Source organism: Mycobacterium asiaticum, assembly GCF_001673635.1.
Classification (GTDB): domain Bacteria; phylum Actinomycetota; class Actinomycetes; order Mycobacteriales; family Mycobacteriaceae; genus Mycobacterium; species Mycobacterium asiaticum_C.
The window spans coordinates 482,462-500,099 of record NZ_LZMH01000069.1 but is presented as its reverse complement, the minus strand read 5'-3'; the positions used below and the strand labels follow the sequence as shown (position 1 = coordinate 500,099).

The 17,638-nt window shown below is 67.0% G+C and carries 24 protein-coding genes and 1 riboswitch; of the genes, 14 read left to right on the top strand and 10 right to left on the bottom strand.

Going from position 1 to position 17,638, the window contains the following annotated elements; all coding sequences use genetic code 11:
• The first annotated feature begins 52 nt into the window (after positions 1-52).
• Positions 53-664: an NUDIX hydrolase gene (locus tag A5645_RS21205; RefSeq protein WP_065034474.1), complete on the top strand. Its 612-nt coding sequence runs from the start codon at positions 53-55 to the stop codon at positions 662-664.
• On the opposite strand, the gene thiE is transcribed toward A5645_RS21205, so the two are convergent.
• Positions 636-1,307 carry a thiamine phosphate synthase gene (gene thiE, locus A5645_RS21200; protein WP_065130882.1) on the bottom strand — a complete coding sequence of 224 codons (672 nt, stop codon included), beginning with the start codon at positions 1,305-1,307 and terminating at the stop codon, positions 636-638. The genes A5645_RS21205 and thiE overlap by 29 nt on opposite strands.
• A gap of 157 nt (positions 1,308-1,464) precedes the next feature.
• Between thiE and thiO the strand changes: the two genes are divergently transcribed.
• From thiO to A5645_RS21180, 4 genes are read left to right on the top strand one after another with little or no spacing between them, the layout of a single operon-like run.
• A complete protein-coding gene (thiO, locus tag A5645_RS21195; RefSeq protein ID WP_065130928.1) occupies positions 1,465-2,472 on the top strand; it encodes a glycine oxidase ThiO in 1,008 nt (335 codons plus the stop codon).
• The gene (thiS, locus tag A5645_RS21190; protein WP_065034476.1) at positions 2,469-2,666 is read left to right on the top strand and encodes a sulfur carrier protein ThiS; all 198 of its coding nucleotides are present in this window, start codon (positions 2,469-2,471) and stop codon (positions 2,664-2,666) included. The genes thiO and thiS overlap by 4 nt, the downstream gene beginning before the upstream one ends.
• Positions 2,659-3,417, top strand: coding sequence for a thiazole synthase (locus A5645_RS21185; RefSeq protein WP_065034477.1), 759 nt, complete (start codon positions 2,659-2,661; stop codon positions 3,415-3,417). Before thiS ends, A5645_RS21185 begins: the two co-directional genes overlap by 8 nt.
• Positions 3,417-4,169 (top strand): SGNH/GDSL hydrolase family protein, encoded by a 753-nt coding sequence (locus tag A5645_RS21180; RefSeq protein WP_065130881.1) that lies wholly within the window; start codon positions 3,417-3,419, stop codon positions 4,167-4,169. Before A5645_RS21185 ends, A5645_RS21180 begins: the two co-directional genes overlap by 1 nt.
• A gap of 3 nt (positions 4,170-4,172) precedes the next feature.
• Here A5645_RS21180 and A5645_RS21175 read toward each other — a convergent pair whose 3' ends face one another.
• Positions 4,173-4,691 carry a hypothetical protein gene (locus A5645_RS21175; protein WP_065034479.1) on the bottom strand — a complete coding sequence of 173 codons (519 nt, stop codon included), beginning with the start codon at positions 4,689-4,691 and terminating at the stop codon, positions 4,173-4,175.
• Between the two features lie 150 nt (positions 4,692-4,841).
• Positions 4,842-5,342: a serine/threonine protein kinase gene (locus A5645_RS21170; protein WP_065130927.1), complete on the bottom strand. Its 501-nt coding sequence runs from the start codon at positions 5,340-5,342 to the stop codon at positions 4,842-4,844.
• A gap of 274 nt (positions 5,343-5,616) precedes the next feature.
• Here A5645_RS21170 and A5645_RS21165 point away from each other — a divergent pair, with 274 nt between their 5' ends.
• The 6 genes from A5645_RS21165 (at position 5,617) to A5645_RS21140 (ending at position 11,452) form a co-directional block, all read left to right on the top strand.
• The gene (locus tag A5645_RS21165; protein ID WP_036351981.1) at positions 5,617-5,955 is read left to right on the top strand and encodes a CD225/dispanin family protein; all 339 of its coding nucleotides are present in this window, start codon (positions 5,617-5,619) and stop codon (positions 5,953-5,955) included.
• Positions 5,956-5,959: 4 nt separating this feature from the next.
• A complete protein-coding gene (locus A5645_RS21160; protein WP_065034480.1) occupies positions 5,960-6,385 on the top strand; it encodes a DUF2752 domain-containing protein in 426 nt (141 codons plus the stop codon).
• 86 nt (positions 6,386-6,471) lie between these two features.
• Positions 6,472-7,971 carry a M28 family metallopeptidase gene (locus tag A5645_RS21155; protein WP_065130880.1) on the top strand — a complete coding sequence of 500 codons (1,500 nt, stop codon included), beginning with the start codon at positions 6,472-6,474 and terminating at the stop codon, positions 7,969-7,971.
• Complete coding sequence (locus tag A5645_RS21150) at positions 7,968-9,440, top strand: M28 family peptidase (protein WP_065130879.1); 1,473 nt, start codon at positions 7,968-7,970, stop codon at positions 9,438-9,440. Before A5645_RS21155 ends, A5645_RS21150 begins: the two co-directional genes overlap by 4 nt.
• 67 nt (positions 9,441-9,507) lie before the next feature.
• Entirely contained in the window at positions 9,508-10,971 is a 1,464-nt protein-coding gene (locus A5645_RS21145; protein ID WP_065034483.1) for a neutral zinc metallopeptidase, read from the top strand.
• Between the two features lie 10 nt (positions 10,972-10,981).
• Positions 10,982-11,452, top strand: a complete 471-nt coding sequence (locus A5645_RS21140) for a DUF4190 domain-containing protein (protein WP_065130878.1) — start codon at positions 10,982-10,984, stop codon at positions 11,450-11,452.
• Here the strand turns inward: A5645_RS21140 and A5645_RS21135 are convergent, their stop codons facing one another.
• The 5 genes from A5645_RS21135 to thiC all read right to left on the bottom strand — a co-directional run bounded on the left by A5645_RS21135 (position 11,453) and on the right by thiC (position 15,250).
• Positions 11,453-11,824: a hypothetical protein gene (locus A5645_RS21135; protein WP_231123009.1), complete on the bottom strand. Its 372-nt coding sequence runs from the start codon at positions 11,822-11,824 to the stop codon at positions 11,453-11,455.
• Positions 11,825-11,867: 43 nt separating this feature from the next.
• Positions 11,868-12,092, bottom strand: a complete 225-nt coding sequence (locus A5645_RS21130) for a hypothetical protein (protein WP_065034486.1) — start codon at positions 12,090-12,092, stop codon at positions 11,868-11,870.
• 94 nt (positions 12,093-12,186) lie between these two features.
• The gene (locus tag A5645_RS21125) at positions 12,187-12,804 is read right to left on the bottom strand and encodes an alpha/beta hydrolase family protein (RefSeq protein ID WP_065034487.1); all 618 of its coding nucleotides are present in this window, start codon (positions 12,802-12,804) and stop codon (positions 12,187-12,189) included.
• On the bottom strand, positions 12,801-13,631 hold the full coding sequence (gene thiD / locus A5645_RS21120; RefSeq protein WP_065130877.1) for a bifunctional hydroxymethylpyrimidine kinase/phosphomethylpyrimidine kinase: 831 nt from the start codon (positions 13,629-13,631) through the stop codon (positions 12,801-12,803). The genes A5645_RS21125 and thiD overlap by 4 nt, the downstream gene beginning before the upstream one ends.
• Positions 13,628-15,250, bottom strand: coding sequence for a phosphomethylpyrimidine synthase ThiC (gene thiC / locus A5645_RS21115; protein WP_065130876.1), 1,623 nt, complete (start codon positions 15,248-15,250; stop codon positions 13,628-13,630). Before thiC ends, thiD begins: the two co-directional genes overlap by 4 nt.
• Positions 15,242-15,351, bottom strand: a riboswitch (TPP riboswitch). Its footprint overlaps the gene before it by 9 nt.
• Positions 15,352-15,463: 112 nt before the next feature.
• Here thiC and A5645_RS21110 point away from each other — a divergent pair.
• Complete coding sequence (locus A5645_RS21110; protein WP_065034546.1) at positions 15,464-16,111, top strand: PAS and ANTAR domain-containing protein; 648 nt, start codon at positions 15,464-15,466, stop codon at positions 16,109-16,111.
• Between the two features lie 101 nt (positions 16,112-16,212).
• Positions 16,213-16,575, top strand: coding sequence for an STAS domain-containing protein (locus A5645_RS21105; protein WP_065034490.1), 363 nt, complete (start codon positions 16,213-16,215; stop codon positions 16,573-16,575).
• Between the two features lie 10 nt (positions 16,576-16,585).
• On the opposite strand, the gene A5645_RS21100 is transcribed toward A5645_RS21105, so the two are convergent.
• The gene (locus A5645_RS21100) at positions 16,586-16,864 is read right to left on the bottom strand and encodes a hypothetical protein (protein WP_065034491.1); all 279 of its coding nucleotides are present in this window, start codon (positions 16,862-16,864) and stop codon (positions 16,586-16,588) included.
• Positions 16,865-16,924: 60 nt separating this feature from the next.
• On the opposite strand from A5645_RS21100, the gene A5645_RS28840 reads away from it, so the two are divergent.
• Entirely contained in the window at positions 16,925-17,086 is a 162-nt protein-coding gene (locus tag A5645_RS28840; RefSeq protein WP_253867080.1) for an Rv1535 domain-containing protein, read from the top strand.
• Between the two features lie 9 nt (positions 17,087-17,095).
• On the opposite strand, the gene A5645_RS21095 is transcribed toward A5645_RS28840, so the two are convergent.
• Positions 17,096-17,575, bottom strand: coding sequence for a hypothetical protein (locus A5645_RS21095; RefSeq protein ID WP_065034492.1), 480 nt, complete (start codon positions 17,573-17,575; stop codon positions 17,096-17,098).
• Positions 17,576-17,638: the final 63 nt, after the last annotated feature.

Genomic DNA, 17,638 nt, shown 5'->3' with positions numbered 1-17,638 from the left:
ATTGCCCGCGGGTTCAGCACGCCGACTCTTGGAAGCTGCATATCCTGAATCCGTGCGGGGCGACGGCGACGGATGGGTGATCTCCAAGCGCGGCGCGCATTACTGGGGCAGATTCGGCGCGGCCGGGCTGTTGTTGCGGGCCCCCCGACCGGACGGCACCCCGGCGGTCCTGCTGCAGCACCGGGCGGTGTGGAGCCACCAGGGCGGAACCTGGGGGTTGCCCGGCGGTGCGCGGGACAGCCATGAGACTCCCGAGCAGACCGCGGTGCGCGAAGCCCACGAAGAGGCGGGGCTGGACGCGCAGCGGGTCACCGTGCGGGCGACCCTGGTCACCGCCGAGGTCGCGGGGATGGGCGGCGCCCGCTGGAGCTACACGACCGTCGTCGCCGACGCCGACGAGATGCTGGACACCGTGCCCAACGGGGAAAGCGCGGAACTGCGCTGGGTCGGTGAGGACGAAGTCGCCGGCCTGCCTCTGCATCCCGGATTCGCGGCCAGCTGGGAGCGCCTGCGCACCACGGCGGTCACCGTGGCCGAGCACGACGACGTGCCCCGCACCGTCGAGCACGGCACGAAGTTCTACTGGTGCATGCCGGGCGCCGTCGACCAGGAGGCGTCGGAGCTCAGCCAGCACATCAGCGCACTGTTGCAAGCGCCGAACTGAGTTCGGCCGCCGCCGCCCGGGGATCCTTGGCCGCCGTGATCGCACGCACCACGACCACGCGCCGGGCCCCGGCTTCGAGCACCTCCGGCAGCCGCGAGGTGTCGATGCCCCCGATCGCGAACCAGGGCTTTTCGGTGCCCAGCGCGGCGGCGGCACGTACCAGGTCCAGGCCGGGCGCCGGCCGCCCCGGCTTGGTGGGGGTGGGCCAGCACGGCCCGACGCAGAAGTAGTCGGCTTCGGCGGCGGCCGCCCGCGCCGCCTGGTCCCGGTCGTGACTGGACAGGCCCAGCACGGTGTCCGGACCCACGATGTCCCGCGCGACGGGCAGCGGCAGGTCGTTTTGGCCCAGGTGCAGCACGTCGGCGCCGGCCGCCCGGGCGATGTCGGCGCGGTCGTTCACCGCGAACAGGGCGCCGTGCCTGCGGGCGGCGTCCGCCAGAATCTCGCAGGCCGCCAACTCATCGAGCGCCTCCAGCGGGCCGAACCGCTGCTCACCGGCCGAACCCTTGTCGCGCAACTGGATGATGTCGACCCCACCGGCCAGCGCGGCGTCGGCGAACTCGGCCAAATCACCGCGCTCCCGCCGGGCATCGGTGCACAGATAAAGCCGTGCTGCGGCAAGGCGGGCTAGGGGAGGCTGCACACCGCGACGTTAGCGCGCTAGCGTGGACCGGGAGGAACACACATAGACACACGGGAGTCCCGGGACCAGCGGGGCTGAGAGTGGGCACACCCTCTTGTTGAGGACCTGCCCTGACCGTCACACCTGATCCGGATCATGCCGGCGAAGGGAGCGAACGATGCCGAACTCGTTGGCCGTCATCGGCGGCGGCGTCATCGGCCTGGCGGTGGCCCGTCGGGCCGCGCAGGCCGGCCTGTCGGTGACCCTGCACCGTCGAGACGACCAGGGCGCCTCCTGGGTCGCCGGCGGCATGCTGGCCCCGCACAGCGAGGGCTGGCCCGGCGAAGAGGGCCTGCTGCGGCTGGGCCTGGAATCACTGCGCCTGTGGCGCGAGGGCGGTTTCCTCGACGGCCTGGACCCGCAGGTGGTGACGGCGCACGAGTCCCTGGTGGTGGGGGTCGACCGGGCCGACGTCGCCGACCTGCACACCGTGGCGGACTGGTTGTGTGGGCAGGGTCATCCGGTGGCGTGGGAGAGTGCCGCCCGTGATGTGGAACCACTGCTGGCGCAAGGCATTCGGCAAGGATTCCGGGCGCCCACGGAGCTGGCGGTGGACAATCGCGGCGTCCTGGCCGGGTTGAGCCGCGAGTGCGACCGACTCGGCGTGCGGTCCGCCCCGCCGGTGCGCGACATCGCCGCGGCGCAAGGCGACACGGTAGTGATCGCCAACGGGATCGACGCACCGAGTCTGTGGCCGGGACTGCCGGTGCGGGCGGTCAAGGGCGAGGTGCTGCGGCTGCGCTGGCGAAAAGGCTGTATGCCGTTGCCGCAACGAGTGGTTCGGGCGCGGGTGCACGGGCGGCAGGTGTACCTGGTCCCGCGCGCGGACGGTGTGGTGGTCGGCGCCACCCAGTACGAACACGGCCGCGACACCGCGCCGGTGGTGTCGGGGATACGTGACCTGCTCGACGACGCGTGCGCGGTGTTGCCGGCGCTCGGCGAATACGAACTGGCCGAGTGCGCCGCCGGGCTGCGCCCGATGACTCCGGACAACCTGCCGATCGTGCAGCGACTGGACGAGCGGACGCTGGTGGCCACCGGCCACGGCCGATCGGGATTCCTGCTGGCGCCGTGGACCGCCGAGCAGATTGTGTCCGAACTGATTCCGGTGGGAGTGTCCTCGTGATCGTGGTGGTGAACGAGCAGCGGGTCGAGGTGGACGACCAGACGACCGTAGCGACGCTGCTGCAGTCGATGGGTTTTCCGAATCGCGGCATCGCGGTGGCGCTGGACGCCACCGTGTTGCCGCGGTCCGATTGGGCCACAACGCTTTCCGATGGAGCACAACTCGAGATAGTGACGGCGGTGCAGGGTGGCTGATTCGAAACTCACTATCGCCGACCGCAGCTTCGCCTCCCGGCTCATCATGGGCACCGGGGGAGCGACCAACCTGGCGGTGCTCGAGGAGGCGCTGGTTGCCTCGGGTACCGAGCTGACCACCGTGGCGATCCGCCGCGTCGACGCCGAGGGCGGTACCGGGTTGCTCGACCTGCTGAACCGGCTCGGCATCACGCCGCTGCCCAACACCGCCGGCTGCCGCAGCGCCGCCGAGGCGGTGTTGACGGCGCAACTGGCCCGGGAGGCGTTGAGCACCAATTGGGTCAAGCTCGAAGTGATCGCCGACGAACGCACCCTGCTGCCCGACGCTGTGGAATTGGTCAAAGCTGCCGAACAACTGGTGGATGACGGGTTCGTGGTGCTGCCCTACACCAACGACGACCCAGCGCTGGCGCGACGGTTGGAGGACGCCGGCTGCGCCGCGGTGATGCCGCTGGGCGCGCCGATCGGCACGGGACTGGGAATCACCAACCCGCACAACATCGAGATGATCGTGGCGCGCGCCGAGGTTCCGGTGGTGCTGGATGCCGGTATCGGCACGGCCAGCGATGCCGCACTGGCCATGGAATTGGGTTGTGACGCCGTGCTGTTGGCCACCGCGGTCACCCGCGCGGCCGACCCGCCCGCCATGGCTGCCGCGATGGCGGCCGCGGTCACCGCCGGATACCTGGCCCGGCGGGCCGGGCGCATCCCGAAGCGCTTCTGGGCGCAGGCGTCCAGTCCCTCTCGCTGATGGGACGCTATGTCGCGCTGGGTAGTTCGATGGCGGCGGGTCCCGGCATCCGGCCGCGCGCGGCGGGCGCACCGTGGCGGGCGGGCAGATCCGCTCGCAATTACCCGCATCTGGTCGCCGAGCGCGCCGGTCTGGACCTGACCGACGTCACCTATTCCGGCGCCACCACCGCCCACGTCCTCACCGATCGTCAGCACGGCAGGGCACCCCAGATCACCGCGCTGAACGGATCAGAAACGCTGGTCACCATCACCATCGGCGGCAACGACGTGGGCTACGTTCCGTTGCTGACGGCTGCGTCATTGCCGGCGCTGGCGCGGCGCCTATTGGGCGGGCTCACCGGTGAACTGCTCGACGCCGACGCGCGCGAGGATGCTCTGACCGAGGTTTTCGGCTCGCTCTGCGAGGTGGGTCGCGCGGTCCGGCAGCGTGCACCGCAGGCCCGGGTGCTGTTCGTCGATTACCTGACCATCCTGCCGCCCGCAGACCAGGCCGCGCCGCCGCTGGACCGCGGGCACGCCGAGTTGGGTCGGCGAGTGGCTGCGACGCTGGAGCGACTAACGGCCGAAGCCGCCGCGGCGACCGACTGCGAAGTCGTGCGCGCCGCGGCGGCCAGCCGCGATCATCATGCGTGGTCAGAGCGGCCGTGGACCACCAAACCTGGTGTGCCGCTGCCGTTTCGGCCGGCTCCGCTGCACCCCAACGGTGCGGGCATGCGCGCGGTCGCCGACTTGATCCTGGCCGAGTTGTAGGGCTCAGCCGTTGGTGCGCCACCACTGGTAGAGCGCGCCGGTGTTGCCGTCGGCTGCGCGAACGAAGGCGAGCACGTTCTTGGCGTCGGTGGTCCAGATGACTTCGGCTTTACCGCTATCGGTGCCGCAAGCGACCTGCCCGGCCGACTCGGTCGAGCTGCCCTGGTGCCATGTGGTCGGCGACTTGGCGTCCCCGCAGTTGGTCAGCTCGTCGCTGCCGATCAGCTTGGTGAAGGCGCTGGCCAGGTCGGCGCTATTGGGAAATTGGAAGTACTTTGCCGATGCGGGCCCGGTGCTGTCCGAGTTCTGCCCGCACTGCAGCACGGCCTGGACGGTGGGAAATGCCGACTGCACTTCCGAAACCGGTTGCGAGGAGCAGTTGCTGGAGCTGTAGCCCTTCGAGAGTGTTGAGGTTAGCGTGTCGCTCGGGTCCGCGGACGCGGTGGCGGCGCCGACGCAGGCGAAACTACTGAGGAGCGCGGCGGTGGTAATACCACGCAGCGCGTGCGAGAGGTGACTCATTGGTAGCTCCTTGTGATTGGGACGGCGCGGATCGGCAGCAAGACATACTTTGCTCATAGAATCGTAGGGCCATCTTTGTACCACGCAATATTTTTCGCAAAGAATTCTTCAGCGGTATTTTTCGCGACCCCTATTGGCCGGACCGATTGTTCAGCCGTTGGTTTTCCACCACTGATAAAGCGCCGGCACGTCGGCGTTGGGTGCCCGGATGTAGCTCAGCAAATTTTTGGCATCGGTGGTCCAGATGATCTCGGCGGCATCCTGGTAGATGCCACAGGCCACCTGCCCCGCGGTGCCGCCGTTGCCCTGGTGCCAAGTGGTCGGTGACTGGCCGCTGTCACCGCACGCGGTGAGGGCTTCGTCCTTGATGCTGGCGGTGAAACCGGCGCTGAGATCGTTGGAGTTGTTGTACAGCAAATAGGTCGCCTTGACGGGGCCGGCCGGGTCGGCGTTCTGTCCGCAGTTGATAGCGGCGGCCACCCCCGGGGGTGGATCCTTGACGGTGCAGTTGCTCAACGAGTAGCCCTTGGACAATGCCGCGGCCAGGGTGTCGTTGGGATCGGCGTCCGCGGTGGCCGTACCGGTGTAGGCCAAGCCGCCCATCAGCGCTGCGGCCGCCGCGGCGCGCAGCACAGTTTTGCGGTGAGACATCTCCGCAGTGTATTTCGCTGGCGCACCGGAGAACAGGTGCCGGTCGCAGCTCTGCATCGCGGATATCCGCTGGCCCGGGTACCAGGGGCCAAATCCATTGCAGAGCAACAGTTTCTCAGTGACACAACTGACCGTCCACCCATGCCGGCGGGCCCCGGAGCGAAACGGGAAAAGCCGCCCAGCACCAATTTCAGATTGGTAGTGCTGTTGGGTCGGGTCTCCGGTATGGTAAGCCTCGTTTCACGCCAGCTAACTTCTTCGAGCAGGAGAATCCATGACACAACCACCACCGCCCGGTTACCCGCCGCAGCAGCCGCCGGCGGGGCAGCAGCCGGACAACTACCTGGTCTGGTCGATCCTGGCGACGCTATTCTGCTGTCTTCCGCTCGGAGTCGTGGCGATCGTCAAGTCCACCCAGGTCAGTGGTCTGTGGGCGCAGGGTCAGTACGCCGAGGCCCAGGCCGCAGCGGACAGCGCGAAGAAGTTCGTCAAGTACTCGGTGATCGCCGGCATCGTCGTTGCCGTCATCTACGGCATCTTGATTGCGGTCGGTGCGATGAACACCGACGTGAACACGGCGATGGTCGCTTTCGATTACCTGAATCTGGGCTGATCCCATGGTGACCCGCCAAGGGTCGGCGCCCGTGAAGCTGGGTGCGCCACTGATTGTGGCCGCAACCGCAGCGGCAGCGTGCGTCGGCATTTGGCTGGGTGACCCGACAACCCCGCACGGCCCACTGCCGGTCTGCCCCACCAAAGCGTTGCTGGGCATCGATTGCCCGGGCTGTGGCAGCCTGCGCATGATCTACAGCTTGTTGCACGGCAATGTGTTGGCGGCCGCCAGGTTTAACGCGCTTGGCCTGGCGGCGCTCGTGCTGCTCCTGTGGGCCTACCTGGCCTGGACATACGGGCGGGTGGTGGGTCGGCGAATCGGCAGCTGGCAACACAGTCGCTGGGCTTCGGTGGTGACGCTGTCGCTGGTGCTGGCCTGGTTTGTGGTGCGCAACGTGCCGTTCGCGCCGTTCAATGCCCTGTTCGTCTAACGATGCGAAAGCCGCATTCGCCTGTGCGGATGCGGCTTTCGCGCGTGGCGACGATCTCGAGGCCCATCTGGTCTAGTCTGGGCGCAATGGTGCACAAATCGAAGGCGATGCCGGCGGTGCTTGCCGCGGTATTGATCGCCGCCCTCATGATGACCGGCTGCGGACGCGGCACCAGCCAGCAGTCCGGCGGCAGCAACCAATCCGCCACCGAGTTCGCCACCACGCTGCGCAACAAGGTCACCACCGACGCGATGATGGCGCACCTGTCCAAACTTCAGGACATCGCCAACGCCAACAACGGCACCAGGGCGGTGGGCACCCCCGGCTATGAAGCCAGCGTCGACTATGTGGTGGATACGTTGCGCAAGCAGGGTTTTGACGTCCAGACCCCGGAGTTCTCGGCCCGGGTGTTCCACGCCGAGAAAGGGTCGGTATCGGCGGGTGAGCTGACCGCCGAGGCGCGCGCGCTGGAGTACAGCCGGGGCACGCCGGCCGAGGGCGTGACCGGGCCGCTGTTGTTCGCCCCCACCGACGAAAGCCCCGGGTGCACGCCGTCGGACTACGACAGGCTGCCCGTGCAGGGCGCGGTAGTGGTGGTCGATCGAGGCTCGTGCCAGTTCGCGCAGAAGGAGGATGCCGCCGCGCAGCGCGGAGCGGCGGCGCTGATTGTCATCGACAACGTCGACGAGCAGGCGATGGGCGGCACCCTTGGAGCAAACACCGACGTCAAGATCCCAGTAGTCAGCGTCACCAAATCCGTCGGGTTCCAGCTACGCGCCAAGTCCGGCCCCGTGACCATCAAACTCGACGCGCACACCCAGGATTTCAAGGCCCGCAATGTCATTGCCCAGACCAAGACGGGGTCCACCTCGGACGTTGTGATGGCCGGCGCGCATCTGGACAGCGTCCCGGAGGGACCGGGCATCAACGACAACGGCTCGGGCGTGGCGGCCGTGCTGGAAACGGCTGTGCAGCTTGGGAGTTCGCCGCAGGTGCGCAATGCGGTGCGGTTCGGCTTCTGGGGCGCCGAGGAACTCGGCTTGATCGGTTCGCGCAACTACGTCGAGTCGCTGGACCTGGACGGACTGAAGAACATCGCTCTGTACCTGAACTTCGACATGCTCGCCTCACCGAACCCGGGTTACTTCACCTACGACGGCGACCAATCGCTGCCGGCGGACGAACGTGGCCAGCCGGTCGTGCCGGAAGGCTCGGCCGGGATCGAACGCACCCTGGTGGCCTACCTGAAGGAGGCCGGAAAGACCGCGGAGGACACCTCCTTCGATGGCCGGTCCGACTACGACGGGTTCACCCTGGCCGGGATCCCGTCGGGCGGTCTGTTCTCCGGCGCCGAGGGCAAGAAGTCCGATGAGCAGGCCAAGCTGTGGGGCGGCGCGGCCAACGAGCCGTTCGACCCCAACTATCACCAGAAGGGTGACAACCTCGAGCACATCGACCGCACCTCGCTGGGCATCCAGGGTGGTGGTGTCGCTTACGCCGTGGCCCTTTATGCGCAGGATCTCAGCGGCCGAAACGGGGTTCCGATCATTGGAGACCGCACCCGCCACGTGCTCGCCAAGCCATGACGCGTCGGCTCGCCGTCCTCCTGCTGACACTTCTGCTCGCGGCGTGTTCGGCATCGCGTCCGTCGCATCCGTCGCCGGGCGTGGCGCCCGATCCGGCCCGATCCCTGGCTGCCAAGGTGACCGCGGACGGGATGTTCGTTCACCTGCGGGCCCTGCAAGACATCGCCAACGCCAACCGCGGCAGCCGGGCGGCAGGCACGTCCGGCTATGACTCGAGTGTGGATTACATCGCGAAAGCATTACGGGACAAGGGGTTTGAAGTCACCACGCCCCAATTCCAGCGGTTGCACACGGTGTCGGAGGGCAAACCGACCCTTACCGTGGCCGGCCGTAGCTTTCCCGTTGACCAGGCCTCGTTGCTGGTCCGGACGCCGACGGGTGGTTTGACGGGGCAGGTGGTCCGGCCGACCCAGCCGGCCGGCTGTGCGGCGGCCGACTACCCGGCCGCGTTGCCCAAGGGCGCCATCGCGGTGGTCGACGACAGCCGCTGCTCGGTGGTCGACAAGCAGAACAGCGCGGTGGCCAAGGGCGCGGCGGCGGTGATCGTGACCAGCCAGCCCATCGGTCAGGGGGCCCCGGCCACCCTGTTCAATCCCGGTTACTACAACCAGCTCACCCTGCCGGTCGCGGTCGTCGGAGCCGCCGGAGCCGCTGCGCTGGGACGCGGCACGGCGACGGTGCGGCTGGTGCTGGACGCCGAGAACGTCAAGATCATCTCCCGCAATGTGCTGGCGCAGACCAAGACCGGCGCCGCGGACGAGGTGGTGATGGTCGGCTCACACCTGGACAGCCCAGTGGACAGCCCCGGCGTCAACAACGCCGGATCCGGGGTGGCCGCCGTGCTGGAAACGGCGCTGCAGCTGGGCCCGTTGCCGCCGGTGGCCAATGCGGTGCGGTTCGCGTTCTGGGGTGCCGCCGAGAACGGACTCAACGGCTCGATGGACTACGTGTTCGGCCTCGACAACGCGGCGCTCAACAACATCGCGCTGTATCTGAATTTCGACATGCTGGGCTCCCCGAACCCGGGTTTTTTCACCGATGACGGGGACCAGTCCGGTCCAGCGGGCCCGGGCGTGGCGTCGGCAGATGTGCCGGAAGGTTCGGCCGGTATCGAGCGCACGCTGGCGGGTTATCTGAACCTGGCTGGGAAGCGGCCGGCCGACATGCCGTTGAACACCAACACCGATTACCACCCGTTCCTGGTTGCCGGCGTGCCGGTCGGGGGCATGAACACCGGCGCATCACAGACCAAAACGACTGTGCAGGCGCGTCTTTGGGGCGGCCAGGCCGGCGCGGCGTTCGATCCTGGCTACCGCAGCCCGCGAGACACGGTGGAGGCGGTGAACCGCGAGGCGCTGGCGGTGATGGGCGCCGGGGTGGCGTTTGCGGTGGGCACCTATGCGGAGTCGATCAACGGGGTAAACGGTGTCACGCCCCATGACAAGCGGCATCGGACGCGAGTTTCCTAGCGCGACGCCGTGAGGTGTCTAAACTAAGGGATCCTTGCGTGCAGGCCGGTCGGGACGGGGTTGGTGGATGAAGTTGCGCTCGCACACATTGATTGCCTGGTTACGGGCTGGATCGGCGTGCCTCGGGGTGGTGCTGATGGTCGTGGGTTGCACCACCATGGTGCCCGGACGCGCGGTGTCGATCCTCAACGATCCGTTCCGGGTGGGTGGTTTGCCGGCCACCAGCGGGCCCAGCGGTACCAAGCCGAACGGACCGGCGCCCACCGGCACCGTGCTCAACACCAACAACGGTCCGATCGACAAGTTGTCGTTGTACTCCATCAACGACATCGAGGAGTTCTGGAAAGCCAACTACACAGCCCCGTTGAAGGGCTCGTTCAAACCCGTCGACAAACTGGTGTCTTATGACTCGAACGACCGGAACAGTCCGATCGTCTGTTACAACGAGACCTATCAGTTGGTCAACGCGTTCTTCACGTCGCGCTGCAACATGATCGCTTGGGACCGTGGGGTGTTCATGGCGGTCGCCCAACAGTACTTCGGGGACATGTCTGTGAACGGTGTGCTCGCACATGAATTCGGGCACGCGTTACAGACCATGGCCAAACTGGTCACCCGGCGCGACCCGACCATCGTTCGCGAGCAGCAGGCCGACTGCTTTGCCGGGGTTTATCTGTACAACGTGGCCGCGGGCAAGTCGTCGCGCTTCAACCTGAGCACCGCCGACGGGCTCGACCACGTACTCGCCGGGATCATCACCACCCGCGACCCGGTGATGGACGCGGACTCGCAGAACGACGACGAACACGGGTCGGCGCTGGATCGGGTCAGCGCTTTCCAGATGGGCTTCGTCACCGGAACTCAGGCGTGCGCCGCGATCAACAAGGCCGAGGTCGAGCAGCGCCGCGGTGACCTACCGACCGCGCTGCGGGTGGACACCAGTGGCGGCACGGAGACGGGCGAAGTGAAGATCACCAAGGAAACCCTGGACACGCTGATGGAGCTGATGGGCAAAATCTTCGCGCCGAAGAATCCGCCGACCCTGTCCATGACGGAGGGCGGTTGCTCAAATGCCAAGCCCAGCCCGCCGGCCTCCTACTGCCCGGCTACCAACACCATCGCCGTGGACCTGCCCGCGCTGGCGACCATGGGCAAGGTTGCCGGCGAGAAGGAGCACAGTCTGCCCCAGGGCGACGACACCGCGCTGTCGATCGTGATGTCGAGATACGCCCTGGCGGTGCAACACGAGCGCAAGTTGCCGATGCAGAGTCCCTGGACCGCACTGCGTACGGCGTGCCTCACCGGCGTCGCGCACAAGAAGATGGCCGAGAACATCGAGCTGCCTTCGGGTAATTCGCTGGTATTGACGGCCGGCGACCTCGACGAGGCCGTGGCCGGATTGCTCACCAACCACCTCGTCGCCAGTGACGCCGACGGTGCCAGCGTCCCCGCCGGTTTCACCCGGATCGCGGCGTTCCGCGCCGGTGTGGGCGGGGAGATGGAAGGGTGCTACTCGCGCTACCCGGGATAAGGAGGCTCCTGTGACCGAACCGCCCTACTACCCACCGCCACCGGGTGACTACCCGCCGCCGGGCGGTGGTTACCAGCCGCCGCAGGGCGGGGGCTATGGCTACCCGCCGCCGCAACCGCCGGGATATGGATATGGCTACCCGTCGCCGGGCTACCCGCAGCAGAGCGTCGGCACGAACGGGATGGCGATCGCGTCTCTGGTGACGGCGCTGGTCGGTTTCCTGATTTGCATCATCGGCTCGTTCCTGGGGGTGATCTTCGGGATCATCGCGCTCAATCAGATCCGCAACACCGGCCAGGGTGGGCGCGGGATGGCAATCGCCGGGATCATCATCGGCGGACTCGGCACCGCTTTGGCCCTGGTCCTGTTCATCGTCTTCGTGATCATCGGCGCCAACTCGAAGCCGGACGACACCTACTCCGGGGCACCCGCTCCGGTGGTCGCCGTGCAGTATCACGCGGTGCCGGCCGTGGCGGCGTAGCTACGAACGCCGCCCGGTCCACCATCCCGTGGTGGGGCCGGCGATCTCGGGATGCGGCACGTAATGGGCGGGCTCTTCCTCCAGGTGTTCGTCGCGCACCCACATCACCACGAACGCGGTGACCAGGACCCACCCGATGGCAACGGTGGGAATCGACCACAACCGCCGGACTAACAAAGCGGTGCCGCACCGGGCCGCGGTCTCGCCTTCGACCTGCGTCTGGACCACCATGGCGCCGATCCCATTACCGCAGTTGACCTTCATGCCGTAGATGTCGAACTGATCGAGGTAGACCGGGAACCACAGGGCACCCAGCCCGATCAACGCCATTGCCAGGCCGGCGATCCCGAGGTATATCTGACGACGACTCACATTTCCCCCAGACGATGTTAATGAGTGCTTGACTGGCTGCGGTTCAGGTCATGCAGACGTTCGAGAACAGCAGTACCGGCCAGGACACGATCGATCCCAAATAGGAAACCGCCAGGTCGGCGCCGTGCAGGTCGCGCAGGTGATCGGTGTGTGTATTTGACCAAACCGTCCCAACCAGCAGGTACGGCACGCCGACAACGATTCCGATGGCTAGCAGCCGCCCGACTGCGAGCTGATAGCTCAGCACCCGGCGAATTGTCCGCAACATCTGTCCCGCCCACCGATCGGAGCCCCCTCGTGCGTCCATATGTTAATGGGCATTCTACAGGGATGTGGCTGAATGTGGGATTTGGCGGTAGGCCTCAGACCAGCAGTCGAAGGGCCGCCGCGACCGCCAGCTGGGCGACGTCGAGGTTCTTGGAGCCGAGGTCGTGCCGGGCGCCGGTGATCTCGACGATCTCGGTGCGTGCCGGGATCAGCGCGGCGGCGTCGCGCAGTTCGGCGATGCTGCCGAACGGGTCGGAGGTGCCGTGGGTGAACACCGTGGGGGTGGTAACCTCCGGCAGGTGTTCGGTGCGGGCACGCTCCGGCTTGCCCGGCGGATGGACCGGGTAGGAGAACAGCGTCAGCACGTCCACCGGTGTGCGGTTTTCGGCGACCACCATGGAGGTCTGCCGCCCGCCGTAGGAATGTCCGCCGACCACCAAGGGGCCGTCGGCGAGGTCGCGGCACAACTGGATTGCCTCGACGATGCCGTCGCGGTCGGTGGCGGCCGAACCCGACGGCGGGCCCTTCGGGCGACGGCGCCGGTACGGCAGGTTGTATCGCACCGCGAGCCAGCCAACTCGGGCCCACTCGTCGCAAACCCGTTGCAACAGTGCGGAATCCCGATTGCCGCCGGCACCATGGGTCAACACCACCACGCCGTGCGGGTTGCCTTCGGGCCGGTGCGCGACTCCGGCGATCTGATCGAGGTTCACGATCCGAGCCGGAACAACGGTGATACGGGTCCGTGGCCTCCGCCCAGGGGGTAGGCGGCGCGCAGACATTCGGTCACCCAACGCTTTCCGAATGCCACCGCGTCCGGCACGGAATATCCGTGCGCGAGCGCGCAGGCCACCGCGGACGCCAGAGTGTCCCCACCGCCGTGGTCGTCACCGGTGGGCAGTCGCGGCGTGTCGAACTCGTAGAAGTCGGCGCCGTCGTATAGCAGGTCGCAACTACGGTCCGACGATCGCAGATGGCCACCCTTGACCAGCGCCCAGGCCGGACCCAGGGCGTGCAGGGCCTTGGCCGCGGCGCGCTGAGAGTCGGGGTCGACGACGTCGATGTCCACCAGCAGGCGCACCTCGTCCAGGTTCGGCGTCACCAGCGTGGCCAACGGAAACAGTTGCGTCCGAAGCGAATCCAATGCGGAGCCGGCCAGCAGCGGATCGCCGTGCATGGACGCGCACACCGGGTCGACGACCAGCGGCACGGTCAGTTCCAGCCGCCGCCAGGTCCGGGCTACCGCGCCGATGATGGACGACGACGCCAACATCCCGGTTTTGGCGGCCTGGATGCCGATGTCGGTGGCCACCGCTTCGATCTGGCCGGCCACCACATCGTCGGGCACTTCATGAAAACTCCTGACACCCAGCGTGTTCTGCACGGTGACCGCGGTGACGGCCACGCATGCGTGCACGCCCAGCAGGCTGATGGTGCGCATGTCGGCCTGGATGCCGGCACCGCCTCCGGAGTCGGATCCGGCAATCGTCAGTACCCGCAGCGGCGTCGCTGCCGGCTGCGGTAACGGCAGGAAATTCACGCGAGCGGGAGATACACCCGGTTGCCGTGTTCGGCGAACTCGCGTGACTTTTCGGCCATGCCGCTGGCGAGCATGGCCTCTACGTCTTCTTCGGTCTCCAGCCCGTGCTTGGCGGCGTAGTCGCGGACGTCCTGAGTGATGCGCATCGAGCAGAACTTCGGGCCGCACATCGAGCAGAAGTGCGCGGTCTTGGCGGGCTCGGCCGGCAGCGTCTCGTCGTGGTACTCCCGAGCGGTGTCGGGGTCGAGTGACAATGCGAACTGGTCGTTCCACCGGAACTCGAAACGGGCCTGCGACAGGGCGTTGTCGCGCTCCTGCGCGTGCGGGTGCCCCTTGGCCAAATCGCCTGCGTGCGCGGCGATCTTGTAAGCGATAACCCCGTCCTTGACGTCCTTGCGGTCGGGCAGGCCGAGGTGTTCCTTCGGGGTGACGTAGCACAGCATCGCGGTGCCCGCCTGGGCGATGATCGCGGCGCCGATCGCCGAGGTGATGTGGTCATAGGCCGGTGCGATATCGGTGGCCAGCGGTCCCAGGGTGTAGAAGGGAGCCTCGTCGCACAGCTCCTCTTCCAGGCGCACGTTCTCCACGATCTTGTGCATCGGGACGTGGCCCGGACCCTCGATCATCACCTGCACGCCATGGGCTTTGGCGATCTTGGTCAGTTCGCCGAGGGTGCGCAGCTCGGCGAACTGCGCGGCGTCGTTGGCGTCGGCGATGGAACCCGGGCGCAGGCCGTCACCGAGGGAGAAGGTGACGTCGTACTGCGCCAGAATGTCGCAAAGCTCCTCAAAGTTGGTGTACAGGAACGACTCCCGGTGATGCGCCAGGCACCAGGCGGCCATGATGGATCCGCCGCGGGAGACGATGCCGGTGACCCGTTTGGCCGTCAGCGGCACGTACCGCAGCAGCACCCCGGCGTGCACGGTCATGTAGTCGACACCCTGCTCGCACTGCTCGATCACGGTGTCGCGGTAGAGCTCCCAGGTCAGTTCAGTCGGGTCGCCCTTGACCTTTTCCAGCGCCTGGTAGATCGGCACGGTGCCCACCGGGACGGGCGAGTTACGCAGGATCCACTCGCGGGTTTCGTGGATGTTCTTGCCGGTGGACAGGTCCATGATGGTGTCCGCGCCCCAGCGGGTGGCCCACACCATCTTGTCGACCTCCTCGGCGATCGACGAGGTGACGGCCGAGTTGCCGATGTTCGCGTTCACCTTGACCGCGAATGCCTTGCCGATGATCATCGGCTCGCTCTCGGGGTGGTTGTGGTTGGCCGGGATCACCGCGCGTCCGCGGGCGACCTCGTCGCGGACCAGTTCGGCCGGCATGCCTTCGCGCGCGGCGATGAACGCCATCTCGGCGGTGATCTCACCGGTGCGGGCCCGCTGCAGCTGAGTGCCGCGGTCGCGGACCACGCCGGGTCGCGGCGGCAACCCGGCCGCCAGATCGATCACCGCGTTCGGGTCGGTGTAGGGCCCGGAGGTGTCGTACAGATCGAAGTGGTCGCCGGTGGACAAATCCACCCGCCGGAACGGCACTCGCATGCCGTCCACGTCTCGATACACCTTGTGGCTGCCCGCGATCGGGCCGGTGGTAACGGACGGTTCAATGGTGACGGTCATCCTGCATCTCCCTACGCCGGCATTACCCGGTCAGGTTCTTACGGTCGACGGCCCCAGCCGTCCTCTCAGCGCACTAGGCATGCGCTCCCGCGTCATTTGTTGGTGGCGCCTCCCACGCTAGCGCAGCGCCGCCCGCGCATGCGAGGGGAGAACGTCCGCGGCCGAGTTGAACTGCTCGTATGTGGTGTCACCGGCGAATGGGATGATGGCGGGGTGCAACCCGCCGGAGCCCGCCCCTACCTCAATGTGGGTAGCTTCCGGTTCTGGTTCGTCGGCCAGCGCTGGGAATGGTCGGACGAGGTGGCCCGGATGCACGGCTATGAGCCCGGTTCGGTCGAGCCCACCACCAAACTGCTGCTGTCGCACAAGCATCCCGAAGACCGCGCGCACGTGCAGGACCTGCTGGACTACGCGCTGCGTTCGGGGGAGTCGTTCTCCAGCAGACACCGATTCATCGATACGCGTGGTCAGGTGCATGACGCGATCGTGGTGGCCGACCGGATGCTGGACGAGTCGGGTGCGGTGCTCGGCACCGCGGGCCACTACATCGATCTCACCGACACCTTCGACGAGGCCCGCCAAGAAATGCTCGACGAAGCGTTACCCGACCTGTTCGAGAACCGCGCGACCATCGAGCAAGCCAAAGGCGTGCTGATGTACGTGTACCGGGTCAACGCCGAGCAGGCGTTTCGGGTGCTGCAGTGGCGGTCGCAGGAAACCAACGTCAAACTGCGCGCGCTGGCCAAGCAACTGCTGGACGAGGTCACGTCGCTGGCCAATCCGTCGACCGTCGCGCAGGGACAGTTCGACCACCTGTTGCTGACTGTGCATGAACGCATCCCTGCCGAATCCAGCCCCTAACCAGCGCGTTATTCTCCACAGCACTGAGAAAGGGCGGCGGAGTCGGGCATCCGCGCCTTGCCCACCGGCCGAAATCTGACACATTTAGGCGGGTAATACCGATGGAGCTGCTGAAGGTCACCCAGGAGTCGCGTGCGGACGGGGTCGTCGTGCTCGCCGAGGGGGATATCGATTCGAGTAGCGTCGACATGCTGATCGTCGAACTCAAAAGGGCGCTCGAGGTGGCCGCCACCCACCCGGCGCGCCTGGTGATCGTCGATCTGGAGCGGGTGAACCTACTCGGCAGCGCCGGGTTGAACGCATTGCTCGACAGCCATGAGGAGGGCGTGGCCGCCGGGACATCGGTGCGACTGGTCGCCGACCATCCCCCGGTGCTGCAGCCGATCGAGGTCACGGAACTGGACCGCATTCTGCAGGTCTATCCGACCGTGCCTGACGCGCTGCTCGATCACCAGGACCGCTGACCGCCTCGTATTACACGTCTTCCAGCGCCTCGCCGAGTTCCTCCAGAAGCTGATTGCGGTGATTGCTGGCCAGCACGTGCCCGGTGGCGATGACCAAGGCGACCGGCCAGTCGATGAGTTCGAAGGCCGCCAACGCCGCCAAGCCGCCGTAATAGGCCAGTTGCTCGGGCCGGGGCACGGCCACCTTGCCCACCACCGGCAGGTTGATGGCGAAGGTTTGGCCTGCCCGGATCTTGTCCACGGCGTCGCGCTGGGAGGTTTCCCGGCGAGTTTTGTTTTCCGCCATCATTTGCCTTTCAGTAACGAAGGGTTTGCCGTTGCGCCCGATGGAGCGGTCACCGTCGGGAATATGACGACGACAGATCATCTGGCTGACCCGCTGGCTTCGTCGTTCGCCGCGTTGCTGAGGGGGCCTTTGACCGAGCTTTATGCGCTGATGTGGCGCGTCGGGGTGCTTGAAGTCGGGACGAGCGATCGGGCTGATCACCGGCGCGTTGCTCAACAGTGCTGATCGCCGCGATCAGTTGGTGCTACGCAGGTTGCCGGTTCCTGCCCGCCGGCCGGATGCCTTCTTGGCCGCCGTCTTGGCTGGGGCCTTCTTAGCCGCGGCCTTGCGCGGTGTCGATGTCTTCGGCGCTTCCGTCGTCTCCGGCGCTTCCTCGGTGGGTACCGCAGTCAGTTTCGTCGGGGTCGGCGGCGCGGGCTGCCCGGGTCCGTGACCCAGCTTGCGCAACAGCAGCGCGCCGCCTCCGACGGCCAACAGGATCGGCCACTCGACCAGACCCGCGGCGCCGACCGCCCCGAGCGCCAGCGCGGCCGCGGGGGTGGACTTGCTACCGGTGCTGAGTCCCTGCTGGATGCCTTCGGCGGCGCCTTTGACGCCGCCGACGATGCCGTTGACCGCGGCGCCACCGACAGCGCCGGCCGCAGCCGTGGTCGCTGTCGCCGCCCGACTCACCGTTCGACCCACACTGCGCACCGCTCCGTCGACGACACCCATGATGACTCCCTGGCTTGGCTCTCCTGCCTGTATACCCCGCCGTCGCGCAGTTCACCAGAATCA